The organism is Streptomyces sp. NPDC058701, from assembly GCF_042715295.1.
GTDB lineage: Bacteria > Actinomycetota > Actinomycetes > Streptomycetales > Streptomycetaceae > Streptomyces.
Window position 1 is genome coordinate 22,318 of the sequence record NZ_JBHXSY010000031.1, and the last position, 16,750, is coordinate 39,067.

The following is a 16,750-nucleotide window of genomic DNA, read 5'->3' on the forward strand; positions in this document are numbered from 1 at the left end:
GGATCGTGTGGTCCTGATGAGGCCGTGCCACTGTGACGACACCTTCTAGGGCGCCGAGGTCCGGCGGCCGGCCGCGAAGCCGAGGACGGCGTCGAGCACGAGGAAGGCCACCAGGCTGATCCCGAGCATCGGGACGAACCAGCCGACCACGGCGGTCACCGCGGCCAGCGGCAGCAGCACGGTCACCGGCAGCTTCCGCCAGGCTCCGCGCGGCTGGGCGTGGCCCACGGAGAGCGCCCGGTGCTTCGTCGGCCGGCGCAGCCACCACATCCGGTAGCCCCAGAAGACGAGGAACATCACCGCGACGGCGAGCGCGGCCAGGGCGAGCTGGTTGGCGAGGCCGAAGGTCATGCCCATGTGCAGGTCGATGCCGAAGCGGGTCAGCTGGGCGAGCAGGGGGTAGTCCGCGAAGCGGAGTTCGTCCATGACCCGGGCGTCGGCGGGGTCGACGGAGACGGCGTCCAAGTGCACCGGCACCAGCTTGTCCTTCTCCTTGACCACGTACCCCTTGCCCTGGGACGGGAGCGTCACCTGGAGGGACTCCGTGACCCCGGCGGCCCGGGCGGCCTCGACGGCGCGGTCGATGCCGAGGTCGGCGGTGGGAGCGGCCGGGGCCATCGGGGTGCCGTCGGGCATGACGTGGCCCGCGTGCTCGTCGGCGCCGCCGTCCGGCCCGCCGTTCACCGCGGCGGAGACGGCGGGGGTGGCGCCGCCGAGACGGTCCTGGAGCTGCCCGATGTTCTCGCCCGCGTACCGCGACCAGGTCAGACCGGTGGCGGAGAGCACCACGAGGCCCGCGACGGCCCAGAGCCCGACGGTGCCGTGCCAGGACAGGGTGCGGCGCCGGCCGGTGGCCGTGCGGTCGGGGACGACCAGTTCCGACGCCCGCTCGCGGCGGCGGCCGATCCACAGGGCGAGGCCGCCGAGGGCCACCACCCACAGCCAGCTCGCGGCGAGCTCGCTGTAGTTCCTGCCGAACTCGCCGAGGTGGAGGCTGGAGTGGAACTCGCTCAGCCAGGCCCGCAGCGGGAGTGCGTCGCCCACCGTGGCGAGCTGCCCGCGCACCTCGGCCGTGTACGGGTCGACGAAGACGGTGAGGGTCTCGCCCTCGGGGAGGCCCGGGCTCTCCATGATCACGCGGGTGGTGGCCTCGGCGTCCGGCGCGGGCCACACGGACACGATCTCGCCCCGGGGTTCGGCGCCCCGGGCCGCGGCGACCTGGGCGCTGAGGGCCAGCGGGCGGTCGCCGACGCGGTCGACGGTCAGCTCGTCGGCGTAGACGATCGCCTCGGCCTGCCAGGAGGCGGCGTAGAGCAGCCCGGTGGCGGCGGCGACGAACAGCAGTGGGGCGATGAGCAGGCCCGCGTAGAAGTGCATGCGCAGGAGCAGCGGGCGCAGGGCGGCCCAGCCGCCGGGGCTCCTGCGCGCACCACCGGCGGCGGTGCCGCCGGCCTCGGAGCCGGTGGCGGCCGTGGTGCTGCCGGCGGTGGTTCTGTCGGCGGGGGTGTCGGCGTCCGGGGTGCGGACGTCCTGAACGTCTTCAAGGGACATGGGGGTCCTCGGTGTCGGCGGAGACATGGGGAAACCGGCCCCGGGTCCCGCTCACCGCCGGCGCGGGGCCGGGAGGGCGCGCCGGTCAGGCGCGGGCGGGACGGCCGGGGGCCGTGGCGCGGAACGCTCGGCTCCCCGGCGGCCCGCGCCGGAACACGGCGTGGGCGTGCACCGCCCCGCGCAGGCGGCGCGGTCGTACGTACGCGGGGCGCCGGGCGGGCGGAGCCGGTACGGGTACCACCCGCGCCCGCACCAGGGCGACCGCGCGGGCCAGCGGGCGGGCGGTGTGCAGCGCGGCGGAGGCGAGGACCCGGGCCAGCCGGAACACGGCGGCCTCGCCCCGGGCCAGCCAGAGGGCGCAGAACAGCCCGGCGAGCACGTGCGCGGCCAGCATCCCGAACCCGCCGTGCCCGGCCGTCGTGACCATCCCGGCCATGCCGTCCACCGCGCCGGCGCCGGCCGCGGAGCCGAGGTCGGCCGCGGAGCCGAGGTCGGCCATGCCGGCGATGCCGTCCGTCCCGGCCGCGCCGTCCATCGCGCCGTCGCCGGCCGCGCGCGGCGTCCCCGGGGCTCCGGCCGCGCCCGGGTCGGCGGCCGTCGGGTCGGCGGCCGCCGCGTGGTGGTGCTGGCCGTGGCCCGGCGTGGCCGCGGGCGGCGCCTGCGCGGCCCGGCTGCCGCTGAAGACGAGGTGCAGGACCCCCTGGACGGCGAGCAGCGCGGCGGTGATCCCCACCGGGCCCCGCCGCCGCCCGGCTCCGATCCGGGCGAGTCCGGCGGTCACCCCGAAAGCCACCAGGAGCCCCGTGATCGGCACGTCCGTGCCGGACATGTGCGCGTGACCCACCGCGCCCAGCGCCACGCACACCGCCGCGAACAGCGCGGCTCGGGTGGCGCGCAGCGGCGCGGGGTTCTCTGACATGGCCGGGCCATGTTCCCACGGGGCCCGGTGATGCCCTCGCGGGGGAGGTATCCGATCATGGAAGGGTGAATCCATTGCCATGGCCCTCGCCCCTGAGCACGGTGTACGCGGCCGGGGTCCAGTTCGGGGCGTACGCCCTGGAGCGGATGGGGGCGGCCGAGCGGGAGCAGCTGCTGCGCGGCTGCTCGACGAACGTCGACAACCTTGCCGCCGGCCGCTGGGAAACGCTGCTGACCAGCGCCTTCGTGGTCGAGGAGCCGATGCCGCTGCCGTACGCGCTGCTGCTCGTCGCCGTGCTCGGGTACGCCGAGTACGCGTACGGGGCCTGGTGGACCGCCGGGGTGTTCCTGCTCGGGCACGCCTCGGCGACCCTCCTCGTGTACGGCGTGCTGCGCAGGACGGCCGGACCCCGGACCCGGCAGGCCCTGGACGTGGGGACCAGCTACGGGTTCAACGCGGTCCTCGGGGCGCTGACCTCGGCCCTGCCGCGCGGGCCGGTGCGCACGGCGGCCCGGGCCGGGCTGCTGGTGCTCGGCGCGGCCCCGGTGCTGGGGCGTCGGCGGACCTTCACCGACGCCGGGCACCTGGCGGCGCTCGGGATGGGCATCGGGATCGCCCTGGCCGTCGATTGTCTGTCCGCGCCGAGTCGTCGGAAGATGGCCCGCATCACCGTTTGACACGAGTAACCACGACCGTCCGGTCCCGTTGCCCACACCCTTCGCCGACCGCTGGAGCCGACACGATGACCGCCACCCCGTCCACCACCGTCGCCAACCTCCGCGACCTCGGCGGCACCCCGCTGTCCGGCGGCCGCACCGTCCGGCCCGGTCTGCTCCTGCGCTCGGGCCAGCTCGACCGGCTCGACGTCGCGGCCGACCCGGTGGTCGCCGCGCTGGGCCTGCGCACGGTCGTCGACCTCCGCACCGACGCCGAGCGCGCCGACCATCCCGACCGCCTCCCGGCCGGCGCCCGGCTGCTGGTCGGCGACGTGCTCGCGGACAAGGTGACCTCCGGCAGGATGCCCGCCGCCGCGCAGCTCAAGGACCTGCTGTCCGACCCGGTGGTCGCCGAGGAGCACTTGGGCGGCGGCAAGGCGCGGGTGTTGTTCGGGGACGTCTACCGGTCCTTCGTGCACTCCGGGTCCGCGCGGGCCGCGTACCGGATGCTGCTCACCGAGGCGGCCGATCCGGCGTCCGGCCCCCTCCTCTTCCACTGCACGGCCGGCAAGGACCGCACCGGCTGGGGCGCGACGGTGATCCTGTCGCTGCTCGGCGCGGACGACGACACCCTGATGGCCGAGTACCTCTCGGTGAACCCGGCGGTGAGGCGCGCCTTCGCCCCGATGATCGAGGGCTTCACTGCGGCGGGCGGCGACCCGGACATCGCGCTCGCGCTGATCGGGGTCTTCCCCTCGTACCTGGAGGCCGCGCTCGACGAGGTCGCGACGCGCTACGGCTCCGTGGAGAAGTACGTGCGCGAGGGCCTCGGCGTCCCCGACGAGACGGTCGGGGCGCTGCGCGCCCGCCTGGTGGCCTGAGGCCCGAACGGGTGCGCTGGGGACGGGTGACCATCCGACGATTCGCTCGTTCTGCTGAACGTGACTGCGCCGGATACCGCCACCCGCCCCCTGCCTCCCGACGTCGAACAGGCCGAGGCCGCCATCGTCGAGCACTACCCGCGGCTGGTGCGGCTCGCCTACCTGGTGCTGCCGCCCGCCCTGGGCCGCAACCGGCGGGTGCTCACCGCCCATGCGCTCACCCAGCGTGCGCTGCCCCGCGGGCGGCGGGAGACGACGGCCGCCGTCCGCGGCGGGGTCCCGGGCCAGCGCGGCGGGGACACGGGGGACTCCGGTTACGCCTACGTCCGGCTGCGCGTGCTGCGCGCCGCCCTGGAGGCCGGGGTCCCGCTGACGTTCCGCGCGCTGCCCCGGCGCGCGCAGCTCCCGCCGGCCCTCCCCCAGGTGTGGGGGCTGCGGCTGTTCCCCCGTTCGGGCGGGGCTGAGGAGCTCGCCCTCGACCAGTGGCTGGCCACCCTCGGCGGGCCCGGCCGGGCCGCGTGCGTGCTGCGCGCCCTGGAGCGGCTGTCGGAGCCCGAGGTGCTCCGGGTGCTGGACGACGCCGGGGTGGCCGACCCGGCCGCCGCCGTCGCGGAGTCCGGTGAACCGGCGAACGACGCGCTGTTCGCCTCCCCCGAGTTCGACCCGTGCGTCCTGCTGGCCCGGCCGACCGACCTGTTGCGCCGCCGCCGGCTCACGCGGGCCGCGCTCGCCGCCGGGGCCGCCCTCGCCGTCTGCGGGGCGCTCCTCGCACTGCCGGGCGGAGGCTGGGGGTCGGACGGGCCCGCCGCGCCGCCGTACGCGCTCAACCCGGCGGCCGAGCAGGCCCTTGACCCCGGGAAGCTGGTCCGGGCCGCCCCGACGCTGTGGCGCACGTCCTCCCGTACGGGCTTCTCCACCTGGCCCGCGCGCGGTGACCGGGCCGGCGACGCGGCGCTGCTGCGCCGTGCGCTGGCCGTGTGGGCCCGGCCCGGCTCCCCGGTGGTCGTCTCGGCCACCCCGGGCACCCCCACCGGACCGGCGATGGGACCGGCCCAGCTGCTGTACGCGGGCACCGTCGACCAGGCCGTGGTGGTCCTCCTCCACGACGGCCTGCGCGTGGTGCGGTACGCCGAACCGCGGTCCGGGAGCACCGGCGCCGCCCTCGACTTCGCCCGGACCGACGGAGCCTCGGCGGACACCGCGGCGGCTCTGGTCCTCAGCCGGGTCGACGGCAACGTGCGCTACCTCACCGCCCCCTGGGTCACCGGGGCGGCCCTGCGGGACCTGCTGAAGGCGGACGCGGCCCCGGCGCCCCTGAAACTGACCCCGGACGGGGTGACCCCGCCGGTCGCCGGCCCCGCTCCCGCGGGCAGGTGCACGAGCTGGAACGCGCTGGCGCTGACCGGGGCCGGCGCCACCCGGCTGATCACCGACCTCGGCGAACTGACCGCGGCCCGGCTGACGTCGGGCGCGCCGGGCGCCGAGCGGGACGTGACGGAGGCGGCGGAGCTCGGGGACTGGCAGCGGATCGCCTGCCTGCTGCCGTCGGTGCGCTCGCACGGCGTCCGCACGGTCAACGCCTGGACGTACGCCAAGCAGCCGCTTCCCGAGGGCGGCGGGACGGCGGCCTGGCTCTGCACCCGGGCCGAGACCTGGCAGGGCGCGGCGGACCGGGTCCAGGCGCAGTTCCTCGCCCCCGGCGCCCCGCTGGCAGCGCAGGCGGCCCGGGCGGAGGGGACCCCGGCGTGCGGACCCCGGGAGCCCCGGGTGCTGGCGGGCGTGCTGTGGCAGTCGCGGGCGGGGCAGTGGTACGTACTGGCGGCGGGCAGCGCGCAGTTCGCCTCCCTGACGGTGTCGGGCGGCGGGGTCAGCGGTTCGGCGAACGGCAGCCGGCTGGCGGTCAAGGCGCCGGCCGGGGCGCAGGTGGACCTGTCGGGCAGCCTCACGGACGGCTCGAAGGCGGGGTCGCTGCGCTGAGCCGCGGCCGGCCCGACGGCGGCCCGGGCCGGCCGGCGCCGCCGTCCTGGTGGGGCGGCGTCAGGAAGTGCGTGCAGAGGGGTTCTCCTGGCCCCTACCCATCAGTACATTGACGCCATGTCTAATACGCCGCCCGCGCCCGCTCCCGTGGCGTCGGAACACATAGACCTGAAGCCACGGAAGGTGTCCTTCGGCTGGGAGGACACCCCGCTCCACTGGCTTCCCCGGGACCCCTTCGCCGGTCACATGATCAACGTGCTGCACCTGCTACTCCCCGCGGGCGAGCGCTGGTTCGTCCACGTCTACAAGCAGGTGCTCCCGTACATCGAGGACGAGCAGCTGCGCGAGGACGTCGTCGGCTTCATCGGCCAGGAGGCCATGCACGCCGCCGCCCACGACGACGTGCTGCCCCACCTCAAGCGCCTCGGCCTGGACCCGACCCCGTACACGGCGCAGGTGGACTGGCTGTTCGAGAAGCTGCTCGGGGACCGGACCCTGCCGCCGGGCCGGGCACGGCGCTGGTGGCTGATGGAACGGGTCGCGATGATCGCGGCGATCGAGCACTACACGGCGTTCCTGGGCGACTGGGTGCTGAACGCGGACGAGCTGGACCGGCGGGGCGCCGACCCCACCATGCTGGACCTGCTGCGCTGGCACGGCGCGGAGGAGGTCGAGCACCGCTCGGTGGCCTTCGACCTGTTCATGCACGTGGACGGCACCTACCGGCGCAGGGCGCGGACCTGGGCGACGGCGTTCTCCGCGCTGGTCTTCCTCTGGCAGCGCGGGGTCCGCTTCTTCATGGAGAACGACCCCTCCCTCGTGGACGGCAGGGCGTCGCTGGGGCAGTTCTTCCGCGCCGGGCAGCAGGGCGTCCTGCCCTCCACGGGGGCGATGCTCAAGTCGATCCCCACCTACCTGTCCCGTACCTACCACCCCTCGCAGGAGGGCTCGACGGCCCAGGCGACCGCCTACCTGGCCTCCTCCCCCGGCGCGAACGGCGGTGCCGTCGCATGAGGCGCGCCGTCGTGGTGACCGTCGCGGCGGGCGCGGCCTGGGCGGCCAGGCGCGCCCTGAGCCGGCGCATCGGGAACTCGCCGCTGTGGCCCCTGCCGGCCCTGGAGACCCCGGTATCCGGCCACTCCCCGCGCCGCGCGCTGCGCGCGCTGGTCGTCTCCCGGACCGAACCGGCCGAGGGGATCCTGCACCTGGTCCTGGAATCGCCGGAGCTGCCGGCGTGGGCGCCGGGCGCGCACGTGGACGTCACGCTGCCGTCCGGACTGGTCCGCCAGTACTCCCTGTGCGGGGACCCGGCGGACAGCGGCCGGTACACGATCGCGGTCCGGCTCGTGGAGGACGGTCGTGGCGGCTCCCGGGAGGCGCACGCGCAGCTGGTCGAGGGCGCCGAGCTGGAACTGCGGCCGCCGCGCAACCGCTTCGAGCTGGTCCCGGCCCCCTCGTACGTCTTCGTCGCGGGCGGCATCGGTATCACGCCGATCCTGCCGATGCTCCGCGCGGCCACCGCGGCGGGCGCCGACTGGACCCTCCTGTACGGGGGCCGCTCGCGCGCCTCGATGCCCTTCCTGACCGACCTCGCGGCGTACGGCGACCGCGTGACCCTCTTCCCGCAGGACGAGACGGGCCTCCCGGACCTGGCCCCGCTCGCCGCGGCCGGGCCCGGCACCCTGGTCTACTGCTGCGGCCCGGAACCGCTGATGGACGCCGCCGTCGCGGTGGCCGCCGACCCGTCGGCGGTGCGCCTGGAGCGGTTCACCGCGGCGGCCGCGACGGGGCAGGCCCGGCCGTTCACCGTCGAACTGCGCCGCTCGGGGCGGACGGTCGAGGTGGCCGCGGACGAAACCGCCCTGGCCGCGGTGCGCCGGGAGCTGCCCAACACCCCCTACTCCTGCGAGCAGGGCTTCTGCGGGACCTGCCAGCACCGGGTCCTGGAGGGTCCGGTGGACCACCGCGACACCCTCCTCACCGATCAGGAGCGCGAGGACTCGATGCTGCTGTGCGTCTCGCGCGCGCAGGACGACCGCCTGGTGCTGGACCTGTAGCAGAACCGGCGCGGCCGGGGCCGCCCGCCACCGGCCGGGATCCGCGGGGGCTCCGCGCCGACCGGAGAAGTTAGGGTGTCGGCATGACAACCGGGGTGCGGCGCAGGATGGGTGTCGAGGAGCGGCGGCAGCAGCTGATCGGGGTCGCCCTGGAGCTGTTCAGCAACCGGTCGCCCGACGATGTGTCGATCGACGAGATAGCGGCGGCGGCCGGGATATCGCGGCCGCTCGTCTACCACTACTTTCCGGGCAAGTTGAGCCTGTACGAGGCCGCGCTGCGACGGGCGGCCGACGAGCTGGCGCTGCGCTTCGTGGAACCCCAGGAGGGCCCGCTCGGGGCCCGGCTGCTGCGGGTCATGGGTCGGTTCTTCGCGTTCGTCGACGAACACGGCCCCGGCTTCTCCGCGTTGATGCGGGGCGGCCCGGCCGCCGGGAGCAGCCGGGCCAACGCCATGATCGACGAGGTGCGGCAGGCCGCGTACGAGCAGATCCTCGCGCACCTGGACGTCTCCGACCCGCCGGCGCGGCTGCAGCTGGTGGTGCGCTCGTGGGTGTCGCTCGCCGAGTCCACGGCGCTGATCTGGCTGGACGGCCGGAAGATCCCGCGGGGCGAGCTGGAGTTGCAGCTGGTGCACGACTTCGCGGCGCTGGCCGCGGTGAGCGCCGCGTACGACGCGGAGATGGCGGGGATCCTCGTACGGATCCTCGCGGACGAGCCCGCCGACGGAACGTTCGGGGAACTGGTCGGGCGGCTCGGCGGCCTGATGGCGGGCCCGCCGCCCGGCGCGGCGTAGACGGCGGACCCGGGCGCGGCCCCGCACGGCGGGTCGGGCGGGGCGTCCGGCCTTCTTCCCGGGCGGACTTGGCGAGGCGGCGCGGCGGCGCGGAGGGCGGGGTGCCGGTTCCGCGATGATCACCGCAGTGGCGATAATGCCCGCGTGATCATTGACGACGGGATCTTGTTCCGCCCGGCCGCGGAGAAGGACGCCGACACCCTGGTGCAGCTGTACGACCAGGCTGCCCGGTGGATGCAGAAGAACGGGATCCAGCAGTGGAAGCCCGGTGAGAAGGACGCCGCGCACTTCCTGGCGACGATGCGCGAGGGCGAGGTGTGGCTCGCCGGCGACAGCGACGGACGGATCATCGGCGGGTACGAACTGTGGTGGTCCGACGAGGAGGCCTGGGGGGTCCAGCCGCCCGTCGCCGGCTACGTGCACCGGCTGATGGTGGAACGCCGGACGGCGCCCGCCGCAGCCGGGCGCCGCATGCTCGAACACGCCGAACGGCGGATCGCCCGGTCCGGGCTGGCCCGCGCCCGGCTGGACTGCGTCTCCACCAACCCCCGGCTGCTCGCGTACTACCGGGGCGCGGGCTACCGGGTGGTCGGTGAGTTCCCCCACAAGGAGGCGAAGGACGGCAGTGTCTACGGGGTGATCCTGCTGGAGAAGCGGCTGGACCGGCTCACCGTCGTGTGAGCCCCGGGTGCCTCCGGTCCGGGAGGCACCCGGGGTGCGTCACCGCCGCGCGGCGTCGCGGGTGAAGACGGCGACCGTGCGGGCCGGGGTGGTGAACTCCCCCGTCGCCGCGTCGTAGGCGGCCCGCCGGACGGTGGCGTCGGAGCCGGCGGCCTGGACCGGGTGCAGGGCGTACCCCTGGCCGGCGAGTTCCGGGACGCGCGGGGACTGCTCGGCCGGGGTGGCGTTGAAGACCACCACCAGATCGCCCAGGGTCATCGTGATCACGCCGGGGGTCTCGTCCTTCCCCGAGAGCGGGAAGGCCAGCTGCGCCTGGACCGCCTCCGGGGTGGTGAGGGCGAAGGCCCGTTCCGTCGTGCGGATGTGCTGGAGGTCGCGGAAGGCCGCGGCGGCTCCGGTGATGTCGGCGCAGGTCGGGGCGGGCAGGGTCAGCAGGGGCTTGGCGTAGGTCCACTTGGGGGCGTTGTCGGCCGCCGGGGGCAGGCCGCGGCCGGAGCCGTTGCCGTCGCGGCAGTCCCAGTGGACGGCGTTGAACCAGTCGCCGCTGTCGTAGGAGTTGCGGTCCAGGGACTTGGAGCGGAGCAGGTCGGAGCCCGCCTGGGAGAGGGACGGACCCTGCGAGAGGGTGGCCGTCGCCATCGCCAGGACCTGCATGCGGGCCTTGTCGGCGGGGCTGGTGGCGGGCGGGAGCTTGTACGTCAGGGCGTCCGCGAGGGTCTCGTTGTCGTGGGCGTCGGCGTAGGCGAGGGCGTCGCCGGGGGCGGCCGCGTAGCCGGCCGGGGAGCCGTTGTAGTCCACCTCGGAGCCCTTGGTGCGGCGGCCGGAGGTGTCGGTGAAGGCGTACGAGGCGAGGTTCCCGGACAGGCCGACCTTGATCAGGTCCTGGGCGTGCAGCAGCCGGGCCTTCTGCTCGGCGGGGGTGCCGTTGGCCGGGGAGCCGTTCGGCTCGGTGAACAGACCCGAGGCGAAGCCCTGCACGCGCGGGTCCTCGTCGAAGGGGCCGCCGCCGCGGACCGCGTCGCGGGCCCGGTCGGAGAAGGTGGCGATGCCGGTGCCGGCCATGTTCTTCTGGCTGGCCTGGACGAAGCGGGCGTCGTCGGCGACCTCGCCGAAGTTCCAGCCCTCCCCGTAGAGCACGATCTTCTTGCCGTCGACGCCGTCCTTGGCGGGCGTCAGGGCGTCCAGGGCGGCGCGGACGGCGAGGATGTTGGCCTTGGGGTGGTGTGCCATCAGGTCGAAGCGGAAGCCGTCGACCTTGTACTGCTTGGCCCAGGTGACGACCGAGTCGACGACCAGGCGGCCCATCATCGCGTTCTCGGGCGCCGTGTTGGAGCAGCAGGTGGAGTTGGCGACGCTGCCGTCGGGCAGCAGGCGCTGGTAGTAGCCGGGGACGACGCGGTCGAGGACCGACTTGTCGGACTGTCCGGAGGCGACGGTGTGGTTGTAGACCACGTCCATGACGGTGCGCAGTCCGGCCCCGTTCAGGGACTGGACCATCCTGCGGAACTCGGTGGTGCGGGCGGTGCCGTTGGGGTCGCTGGCGTAGCTGCCCTCGGGGACGGTGTAGTGCAGCGGGTCGTAGCCCCAGTTGTAGGCGTCCTTGGCGGCCGCGGCGGCCACGCAGGCCTGCTGCTGGTCGGAGTCGGGGGCGTAGACCTTGAGGTCGCAGGCCGGTTCGGTGCGGTCGGCCGGCTTCTCGGGGATCGTGCCGATGTCGAAGGCGGGCAGGAGGTGGACGTACGAGGTGCCGGAGGCGGCCAGGTCGCGCAGGTGGCGCATGCCTGCCGAGGCGGTGTCGGTGAAGGCCAGGTACTGGCCGGGGTGGGTGCTGGTGCGGTCGGCGACGGAGAAGTCGCGGACGTGCAGTTCCTGGATCTGGGCGGTGGTGAAGGGGACGGGCGCGGGCTTGCGCAGGTCCCGCCAGCCGGGCGGGGCGAGCTTCGGGTCGGCGAGGTCGACGGCCAGGCTGTGCGTCGAGTCGGCGGTCAGGGCGGTGGAGTACGGGTCGGTGACCAGGTTGCGGACCATCTGGCGGACGCTGGGCGCCCATACGGTGACGGCGTAGCGGTAGGGCTTGCCGGCCCAGTTGCGCTCGCCGCGGACCGACCAGACGCCGGTGGCGTCGTCGCGGCGCATGGCGACCGTGCGGCCGTCGAGTTCGAGGGCGACCTCGCGGGCGGTGGGGGCCCAGACGGAAAGGGTGGGGCGGCCGTCCTCGAAGACGGGGCCGAGGGCGGCGCCGGTCGTGTACAGGTCGTCCAGTACGCCGGCGAGCTGGACGCCGGTGGCGGCGAGGACGGCGCCGTTCGCGGCGCGGGCACTGGCGACGAGCTGGCCGCGCAGGGCTTCGCGGACCCGGTCGCGGTCGCGGGGGTCGACGGTGTACGCGGCGTACGCGGCCAGGTGCGGGAACTTCTGCTTCTGGGCGGCGGTGAGCTCGGACCGGGTCAGGCGCAGCCGGGCGGCGCCGGCCTCCTGGAGCGTGCCGTCCCGCGCGGTGATCCCGCCCTCGCGGGAGGCGAGGAGCTGGACGGATGCGGCGGCCGCGGGGGCGTTCCAGGCGAGGGTGTCGCGGTCGATCCAGATCGCCTCGGCCTTGGTGAGGTCGACGGCGGCGGCGGAGCCGGCGGGTTGCGGCAGCAGGTACTTCTCGCGGCCGCCGAGCATCCAGACCTCGTGGCCGGTGGCCTTCAGGTCGAGGGACTGGTCGGTGGGGAGGTCCTTCTCGTCGCCCTTGTGGAGGATGTAGCTCAGGCTGGTGGCGCCGGCGGCGAGGGGGACCTCGTAGACCGCGCCGTAGGAGTCGGTGCGGACGGGCAGCAGCGGCTTGGACCAGTCGGTGGGGGTCGCGGCGCCGGTCCAGACGTGCAGGCCCCAGCCGTCGTAGGCGCCGTCGGGACGATGGTGGTGCAGGACGGCTTTGGCGGTGTCCTGCGGCGGGTAGGCGGGGCGTTCGGTGCGGACGGCCTCCTTGCCCTGTTCCAGCCAGACCTCCCCGGTCTTCGTGACGTCGAGGGTGCGGTCGGCGGCGACGTCCTTGGCGCCGTCCTTGTCGATGACGAGGTAGTTGACGGCGGAGGCGCCGGGCTTGAGCTTGACGTACGCGAAGGCGCCGTAGGCGTCGCGGCCGGTGAAGGGGTGGCCCTCGGGCCAGGGGGTCGTCTCGCCCTCGGCGACGTCGCCCCAGGCGTAGAGCCGCCAGTCGGTGTAGTCGCCGTCGGGGCGGTTGTAGTGGACGACGGCGTAGTCGCGCTGGGTCGCGGTCGGCACCTCGACGGGCGGGACCCGGCCGGCGACGGACGCGGCCAGTGCGCTCGCGGTGCGGCCGGCGGAGTCCACGACGACCGCCTTGTAGCGCAGCGCGGTGCCGGGGGCGGCCTCGACGTGCTGGGTGACCTTGTACGGGGCGTGGTCGGCGGAGCCGAGGACCTGCCACTTCCCGGTGCCGGTCTGCGCGGCGAACACGACCCGGTTCAGGCCGCCACCGGTGACGTCGGCGCTCAGCTCGACGGTGCCGGTGGCGCCGGGGGCCGGGGCCTTGAGCGTCAGGGAGGGCTTCACGGCGGGCCGGGCGAGGGGCGCGGCGGCCTGGAGGACGACCGAGCCGTAGGCCGGCACGGCGACGGCGAGCTTGCCGGCCGCGGTGGCGCGGACCGTGGCGGAGCCGCCGTACAGGGTGCGGTACTGCGCTCCGGCCGGGGCGTCGAGCTCGACGGTGCGGGGCTCGGCGGCGTTGTTCGCGGCGACCAGGTACTCGGTGCGCGTGCGGGGGTCGGTGCGGGCGAAGGCGTAGACGGAGCCGTCGGCCAGGCGCTCGCTCTGGATCCCGTCGCGCAGCGCCGGGTGGGCCTTCGTCAGCTTCGAGAGCGCGCTGATCTGCCGGTACAGCGGGTGGCCCGGATCGTAGGCGGCGCTCGCGTGGGTGCGGTCGGTGCCCAGCTGGTCGTCGTCGAGGTAGTCGGCGACCTGCGAGGCGAAGAGCGGCTGCCGGGCGTCCTTGTCGCCGCCGGCGCCCGTGAAGCCCTGCTCGTCGCCGGAGTAGACGACCGGGTTGCCCCGGGAGAGGAACATCAGCTCGTTGGCGAGCCGGTAGCGGTCGAGGAGCTCCTGCTCCCCCGCCCCCGGCCGGTCCTGCTTGAGGAAGGTGCCGAAGCGGCCCATGTCGTGGTTGCCGAGGAAGGTGACCTGCTCGTAGGCGTTGGCCTTGTCGGTGGTGTACCGGTGGTCGTCGGCGAGTACGGAGCCCAGCCGGGTGGCGCCCGCGCCCTGGGAGGCGTACGCGCGGATCGCGTCCTGGAGCGGGAAGTCGAGGGTGGCGTCGAGGCGGCCGCGCGTCACGTACGGGGAGGTGACGGCGGTGTCGGCGGAGTACACCTCGCCGAACATGAAGAAGTCGTCGCGGCCGCGCTTGGCCGCGTAGGCGTCGAGGGCGGTCGCCCACTGGGTCCAGAAGCCGGTGTTGACGTGCTTGACCGTGTCGATGCGGAACCCGTCGATGTCGAAGTCCCGGACCCACTTCTCGTAGATCTTCTCCATTCCCTCGACGACCTCGGGACGCTCGGTCCACAGGTCGTCGAGCCCGAAGAAGTCGCCCTGCTCGGAGGACTCGCCGGCGAAGGTGGAGTCGCCCCGGTTGTGGTACATCCGCGGGTCGTTGAGCCAGGACGGCACCTTGAGGTTCTTCTTCGCGTCGGGCACGAAGGGCGTCCGCGGGAACGAGTCGGGTCCGGTCTTCGGGAACGTGCGCTTCCCGTCGGCGTAGTCGGCGTCGTCGAACGGCACCCCGTCCTCGGTGAGGTAGGGGAAGGCGCCCTTCGACAGGTAGGAGTAGGAGGCCTCCCGGTAGTCGACGACGTCGGCGGTGTGGTTGGTGATGACGTCGAAGAAGACCTTCATCCCCTTGCCGTGCGCCTTGTCGATGAGCCGTTCCAGGTCGGCGTTGCTCCCGAAGTGCGGGTCGACCTGCGTGAAGTCGGTGATCCAGTAGCCGTGGTAGCCGGCCGAGACGTCGTCGCCCTTGCCCTGGACCGGCTGGTTCTTGAAGATCGGCGCGAGCCAGATGGCCGTGGTGCCGAGGTCCTTGATGTAGTCGAGCCGGTCGGTCAGCCCCTTGAGGTCGCCGCCCTGGTAGAAGCCCTTGTCCGTCGGGTCCAGGCCGGTCTGGAGCCGGGAGCCGGTCAGGCCGCCCCGGTCGTTGCGGGGGTCGCCGTTGGCGAAGCGGTCCGGGAGCACGAAGTAGAACTGCTCGCGGGTCAGGTCGTGCCGGGCGGGCTCGGCGGCCAGTTTCGCGTCCGAGGGCGGGGCCGGGGGCCGCGCCGGGGCGGCGGCGGCCGGGAGGGCGGGCAGGAGCGTCACAGCCAGAGCGGCGGCGAGGGCTCCTGCGGCGGGGCGTATCAAGGCGTTTCTCCTTGGGTACGTGGATGAGGGCCGCCCGGCCCGTGGCGGGGTCGGGTGGTGCCGGGCGGCCCTGGTCTGTGGAGCGGCGGTCAGCCGCGCCAGGTGTCGGTCAGCGCGGCCTTGCCGGTCGCGGGGACGGTGGCGGTGCGGTTGGCCCCGCTCTCCCAGGTGACGTTCCCCGCGGCGTCCTTGCGGACGTACTTGTACGCGAGGACCGTCCCGGGCGGGAGCGGGACGTCGAGCTTCCAGACGGGGTAGGCCGCCGGGTCGAGGCGCAGGGCGCTGCCGGTGTTCCAGTTGCCGAGCTCGGCGCGGTCGCCGGTGACGTACACGCTCTGGCCGGGCACGGTCGTGGCGTTGACGGCGAAGGAGGCCCCGGTGGCGGTGGCGGGCGGCGGGGTGGTGCCGCCGGAGCAGGTGCGGGCGTTCACGTGCAGGGCGACGGCGGTGCCGGCGCCGAGGGTGGCGGTGAACTGGCCGGAGCCGCCCACGGCGACGGTGCGGCCGCTCTGCACGTCGCAGTAGTCGCCGGCCGGCAGGGAGGTCTGGAAGGTGCGGGTCAGGGCCGAGCCCTCGTGGTTGATCGCCACGTACGCCTTGGAGCCGCGGCCGAAGGCGATCTGGTCGCCGCCGTTGTCCCACCAGTGGGTGACGGCCTGTCCGCGGGCCGCGTTGCGGAAGGCGACCATGGAGGAGATCTCCCTCCAGGAGTGCTGGCACTTCCAGCCGTCGGTGTGACAGGCGTTCACCGCGCCGCCGTTGGGGGGCCCGGCGTCCTTGTCGGTCCACTCGTAGCCGGAGTGCACGTCCGGGGAGCCGTAGGGCCAGGCCAGCATGAAGACGTTGGCGAGGGTGTAGGCGGAGCCGTTCTTGTAGCTGAGGGTGTCGCCGCCGCGCTCGGTGTCGTGGTTGTCGACGAAGACCCCGGACCGGCCTGCGGGCATGTACCCCCAGGCCTCGCCGAAGTTCTTCAGGTACGCCAGGTTCTCGGAGCGGAAGATCCGCCCCAGGTCACGGGCGTAGCGGAACTCCTGCACGTCGCCGCTGCCGAGGTACTCGGCCGGTCCGACGGCCTCGCCCGCCCCGAAGATGGCCTCCTGCTTCCAGTAGACCCCCGGGTTGGTCAGCCGGGACTTGATGTCGGCGAGGTCGGCGGCGGGCATGTGCTTCGCCGCGTCGATGCGGAAGCCGTCGACGCCGAGGGAGAGCAGGTCGTTCAGGTATCCGGCGATGCGGCCCCGCACGTACGCCTCGCCGGTGTCGAGGTCGGCCAGCTGGACCAGCTCGCAGTTCTGGACGTTGCCGCGGTCCTGGTAGTTCGAGATCGTCGCGCGGCAGTCGTCCATGTCGGCGCCGGAGTAGATGCCGGGGTAGCCGTACTTCGTGTACGAACTCCCGCCGGTCCCGGTGCCGTCGGAGGCGGCCATGTGGTTGATGACGGAGTCCGCGACGACCTTGACGCCCGCCGCGTGGCAGGTGTCGACCATCCGCTTGAAGGCGGTGCGGTCACCGAGCCGGCCGGCGATCTTGTAGCTGACGGGCTGGTACGAGGTCCACCACTGGGAGCCCTGGATGTGCTCCTGGGGAGGCGAGACCTGGACGAAGCCGTAGCCGGCGGGACCGAGGCTGTCGGTGCAGGCCGCGGCCACCGAGTCGAACTTCCACTCGAAGAGGACGGCGGTGACGTCGCGCTCCCCGGGGGCGGCGGCCGTGGCCGGGGCGGCGGGTGCGACGAGGGTGGCGGCCGCGACGGCCAGGACCGCGAGGGCGGCTCTGCGGTGGGGGGTTTGCGTACGGCGTCGGACGCGGGTGCGGGGCATGCGGGTGCCTCCTGGCG

Annotated in this window: 11 protein-coding genes; 7 read left to right on the plus strand and 4 right to left on the minus strand. The window is 74.4% G+C overall.

Features of this window, described 5'->3' with window-relative positions; translation table 11 throughout:
• Window positions 1–45 precede the first annotated feature (45 nt).
• Both ACFWW8_RS27370 and ACFWW8_RS27375 read right to left on the minus strand, forming a co-directional pair.
• Window positions 46–1,551 (minus strand): PepSY-associated TM helix domain-containing protein, encoded by a 1,506-nt coding sequence (locus ACFWW8_RS27370; RefSeq protein ID WP_386532276.1) that lies wholly within the window; start codon window positions 1,549–1,551, stop codon window positions 46–48.
• 85 nt (window positions 1,552–1,636) lie between these two features.
• Window positions 1,637–2,470 (minus strand): hypothetical protein, encoded by an 834-nt coding sequence (locus tag ACFWW8_RS27375; protein ID WP_386532279.1) that lies wholly within the window; start codon window positions 2,468–2,470, stop codon window positions 1,637–1,639.
• A 65-nt stretch (window positions 2,471–2,535) separates the two neighbouring features.
• On the opposite strand from ACFWW8_RS27375, the gene ACFWW8_RS27380 reads away from it, so the two are divergent.
• The 7 genes from ACFWW8_RS27380 (at window position 2,536) to ACFWW8_RS27410 (ending at window position 9,516) form a co-directional block, all read left to right on the plus strand.
• Entirely contained in the window at window positions 2,536–3,147 is a 612-nt protein-coding gene (locus tag ACFWW8_RS27380; RefSeq protein WP_386532282.1) for a rhomboid-like protein, read from the plus strand.
• A 65-nt stretch (window positions 3,148–3,212) separates the two neighbouring features.
• On the plus strand, window positions 3,213–4,007 hold the full coding sequence (locus tag ACFWW8_RS27385; protein ID WP_386532285.1) for a tyrosine-protein phosphatase: 795 nt from the start codon (window positions 3,213–3,215) through the stop codon (window positions 4,005–4,007).
• Window positions 4,008–4,067: 60 nt separating this feature from the next.
• The gene (locus tag ACFWW8_RS27390) at window positions 4,068–5,984 is read left to right on the plus strand and encodes a hypothetical protein (protein WP_386532288.1); all 1,917 of its coding nucleotides are present in this window, start codon (window positions 4,068–4,070) and stop codon (window positions 5,982–5,984) included.
• Window positions 5,985–6,101: 117 nt separating this feature from the next.
• On the plus strand, window positions 6,102–6,998 hold the full coding sequence (locus ACFWW8_RS27395; protein ID WP_386532291.1) for a metal-dependent hydrolase: 897 nt from the start codon (window positions 6,102–6,104) through the stop codon (window positions 6,996–6,998).
• A complete protein-coding gene (locus ACFWW8_RS27400; protein WP_386532294.1) occupies window positions 6,995–8,041 on the plus strand; it encodes a PDR/VanB family oxidoreductase in 1,047 nt (348 codons plus the stop codon). The genes ACFWW8_RS27395 and ACFWW8_RS27400 overlap by 4 nt, the downstream gene beginning before the upstream one ends.
• Window positions 8,042–8,124: 83 nt before the next feature.
• The gene (locus tag ACFWW8_RS27405) at window positions 8,125–8,835 is read left to right on the plus strand and encodes a TetR/AcrR family transcriptional regulator (protein WP_386532297.1); all 711 of its coding nucleotides are present in this window, start codon (window positions 8,125–8,127) and stop codon (window positions 8,833–8,835) included.
• A gap of 144 nt (window positions 8,836–8,979) precedes the next feature.
• Entirely contained in the window at window positions 8,980–9,516 is a 537-nt protein-coding gene (locus ACFWW8_RS27410; protein ID WP_386532300.1) for a GNAT family N-acetyltransferase, read from the plus strand.
• A gap of 39 nt (window positions 9,517–9,555) precedes the next feature.
• Here ACFWW8_RS27410 and pulA read toward each other — a convergent pair whose 3' ends face one another.
• Both pulA and ACFWW8_RS27420 read right to left on the minus strand, forming a co-directional pair.
• Window positions 9,556–14,913 carry a pullulanase-type alpha-1,6-glucosidase gene (gene pulA / locus ACFWW8_RS27415; protein ID WP_386532303.1) on the minus strand — a complete coding sequence of 1,786 codons (5,358 nt, stop codon included), beginning with the start codon at window positions 14,911–14,913 and terminating at the stop codon, window positions 9,556–9,558.
• A gap of 89 nt (window positions 14,914–15,002) precedes the next feature.
• Window positions 15,003–16,733 carry a carbohydrate-binding module family 20 domain-containing protein gene (locus ACFWW8_RS27420; protein WP_386532306.1) on the minus strand — a complete coding sequence of 577 codons (1,731 nt, stop codon included), beginning with the start codon at window positions 16,731–16,733 and terminating at the stop codon, window positions 15,003–15,005.
• Window positions 16,734–16,750: the final 17 nt, after the last annotated feature.

Coding starts and splice junctions, on each gene's coding strand:
- ACFWW8_RS27370 (WP_386532276.1), bottom strand. CDS start 1,551: ATGTCCCTTGAAGACGTTCAGGACGTCCGCACCCCGGACGCCGACACC.
- ACFWW8_RS27375 (WP_386532279.1), bottom strand. CDS start 2,470: ATGTCAGAGAACCCCGCGCCGCTGCGCGCCACCCGAGCCGCGCTGTTC.
- ACFWW8_RS27385 (WP_386532285.1), top strand. CDS start 3,213: ATGACCGCCACCCCGTCCACCACCGTCGCCAACCTCCGCGACCTCGGC.
- ACFWW8_RS27395 (WP_386532291.1), top strand. CDS start 6,102: ATGTCTAATACGCCGCCCGCGCCCGCTCCCGTGGCGTCGGAACACATA.
- ACFWW8_RS27400 (WP_386532294.1), top strand. CDS start 6,995: ATGAGGCGCGCCGTCGTGGTGACCGTCGCGGCGGGCGCGGCCTGGGCG.
- ACFWW8_RS27405 (WP_386532297.1), top strand. CDS start 8,125: ATGACAACCGGGGTGCGGCGCAGGATGGGTGTCGAGGAGCGGCGGCAG.
- ACFWW8_RS27420 (WP_386532306.1), bottom strand. CDS start 16,733: ATGCCCCGCACCCGCGTCCGACGCCGTACGCAAACCCCCCACCGCAGA.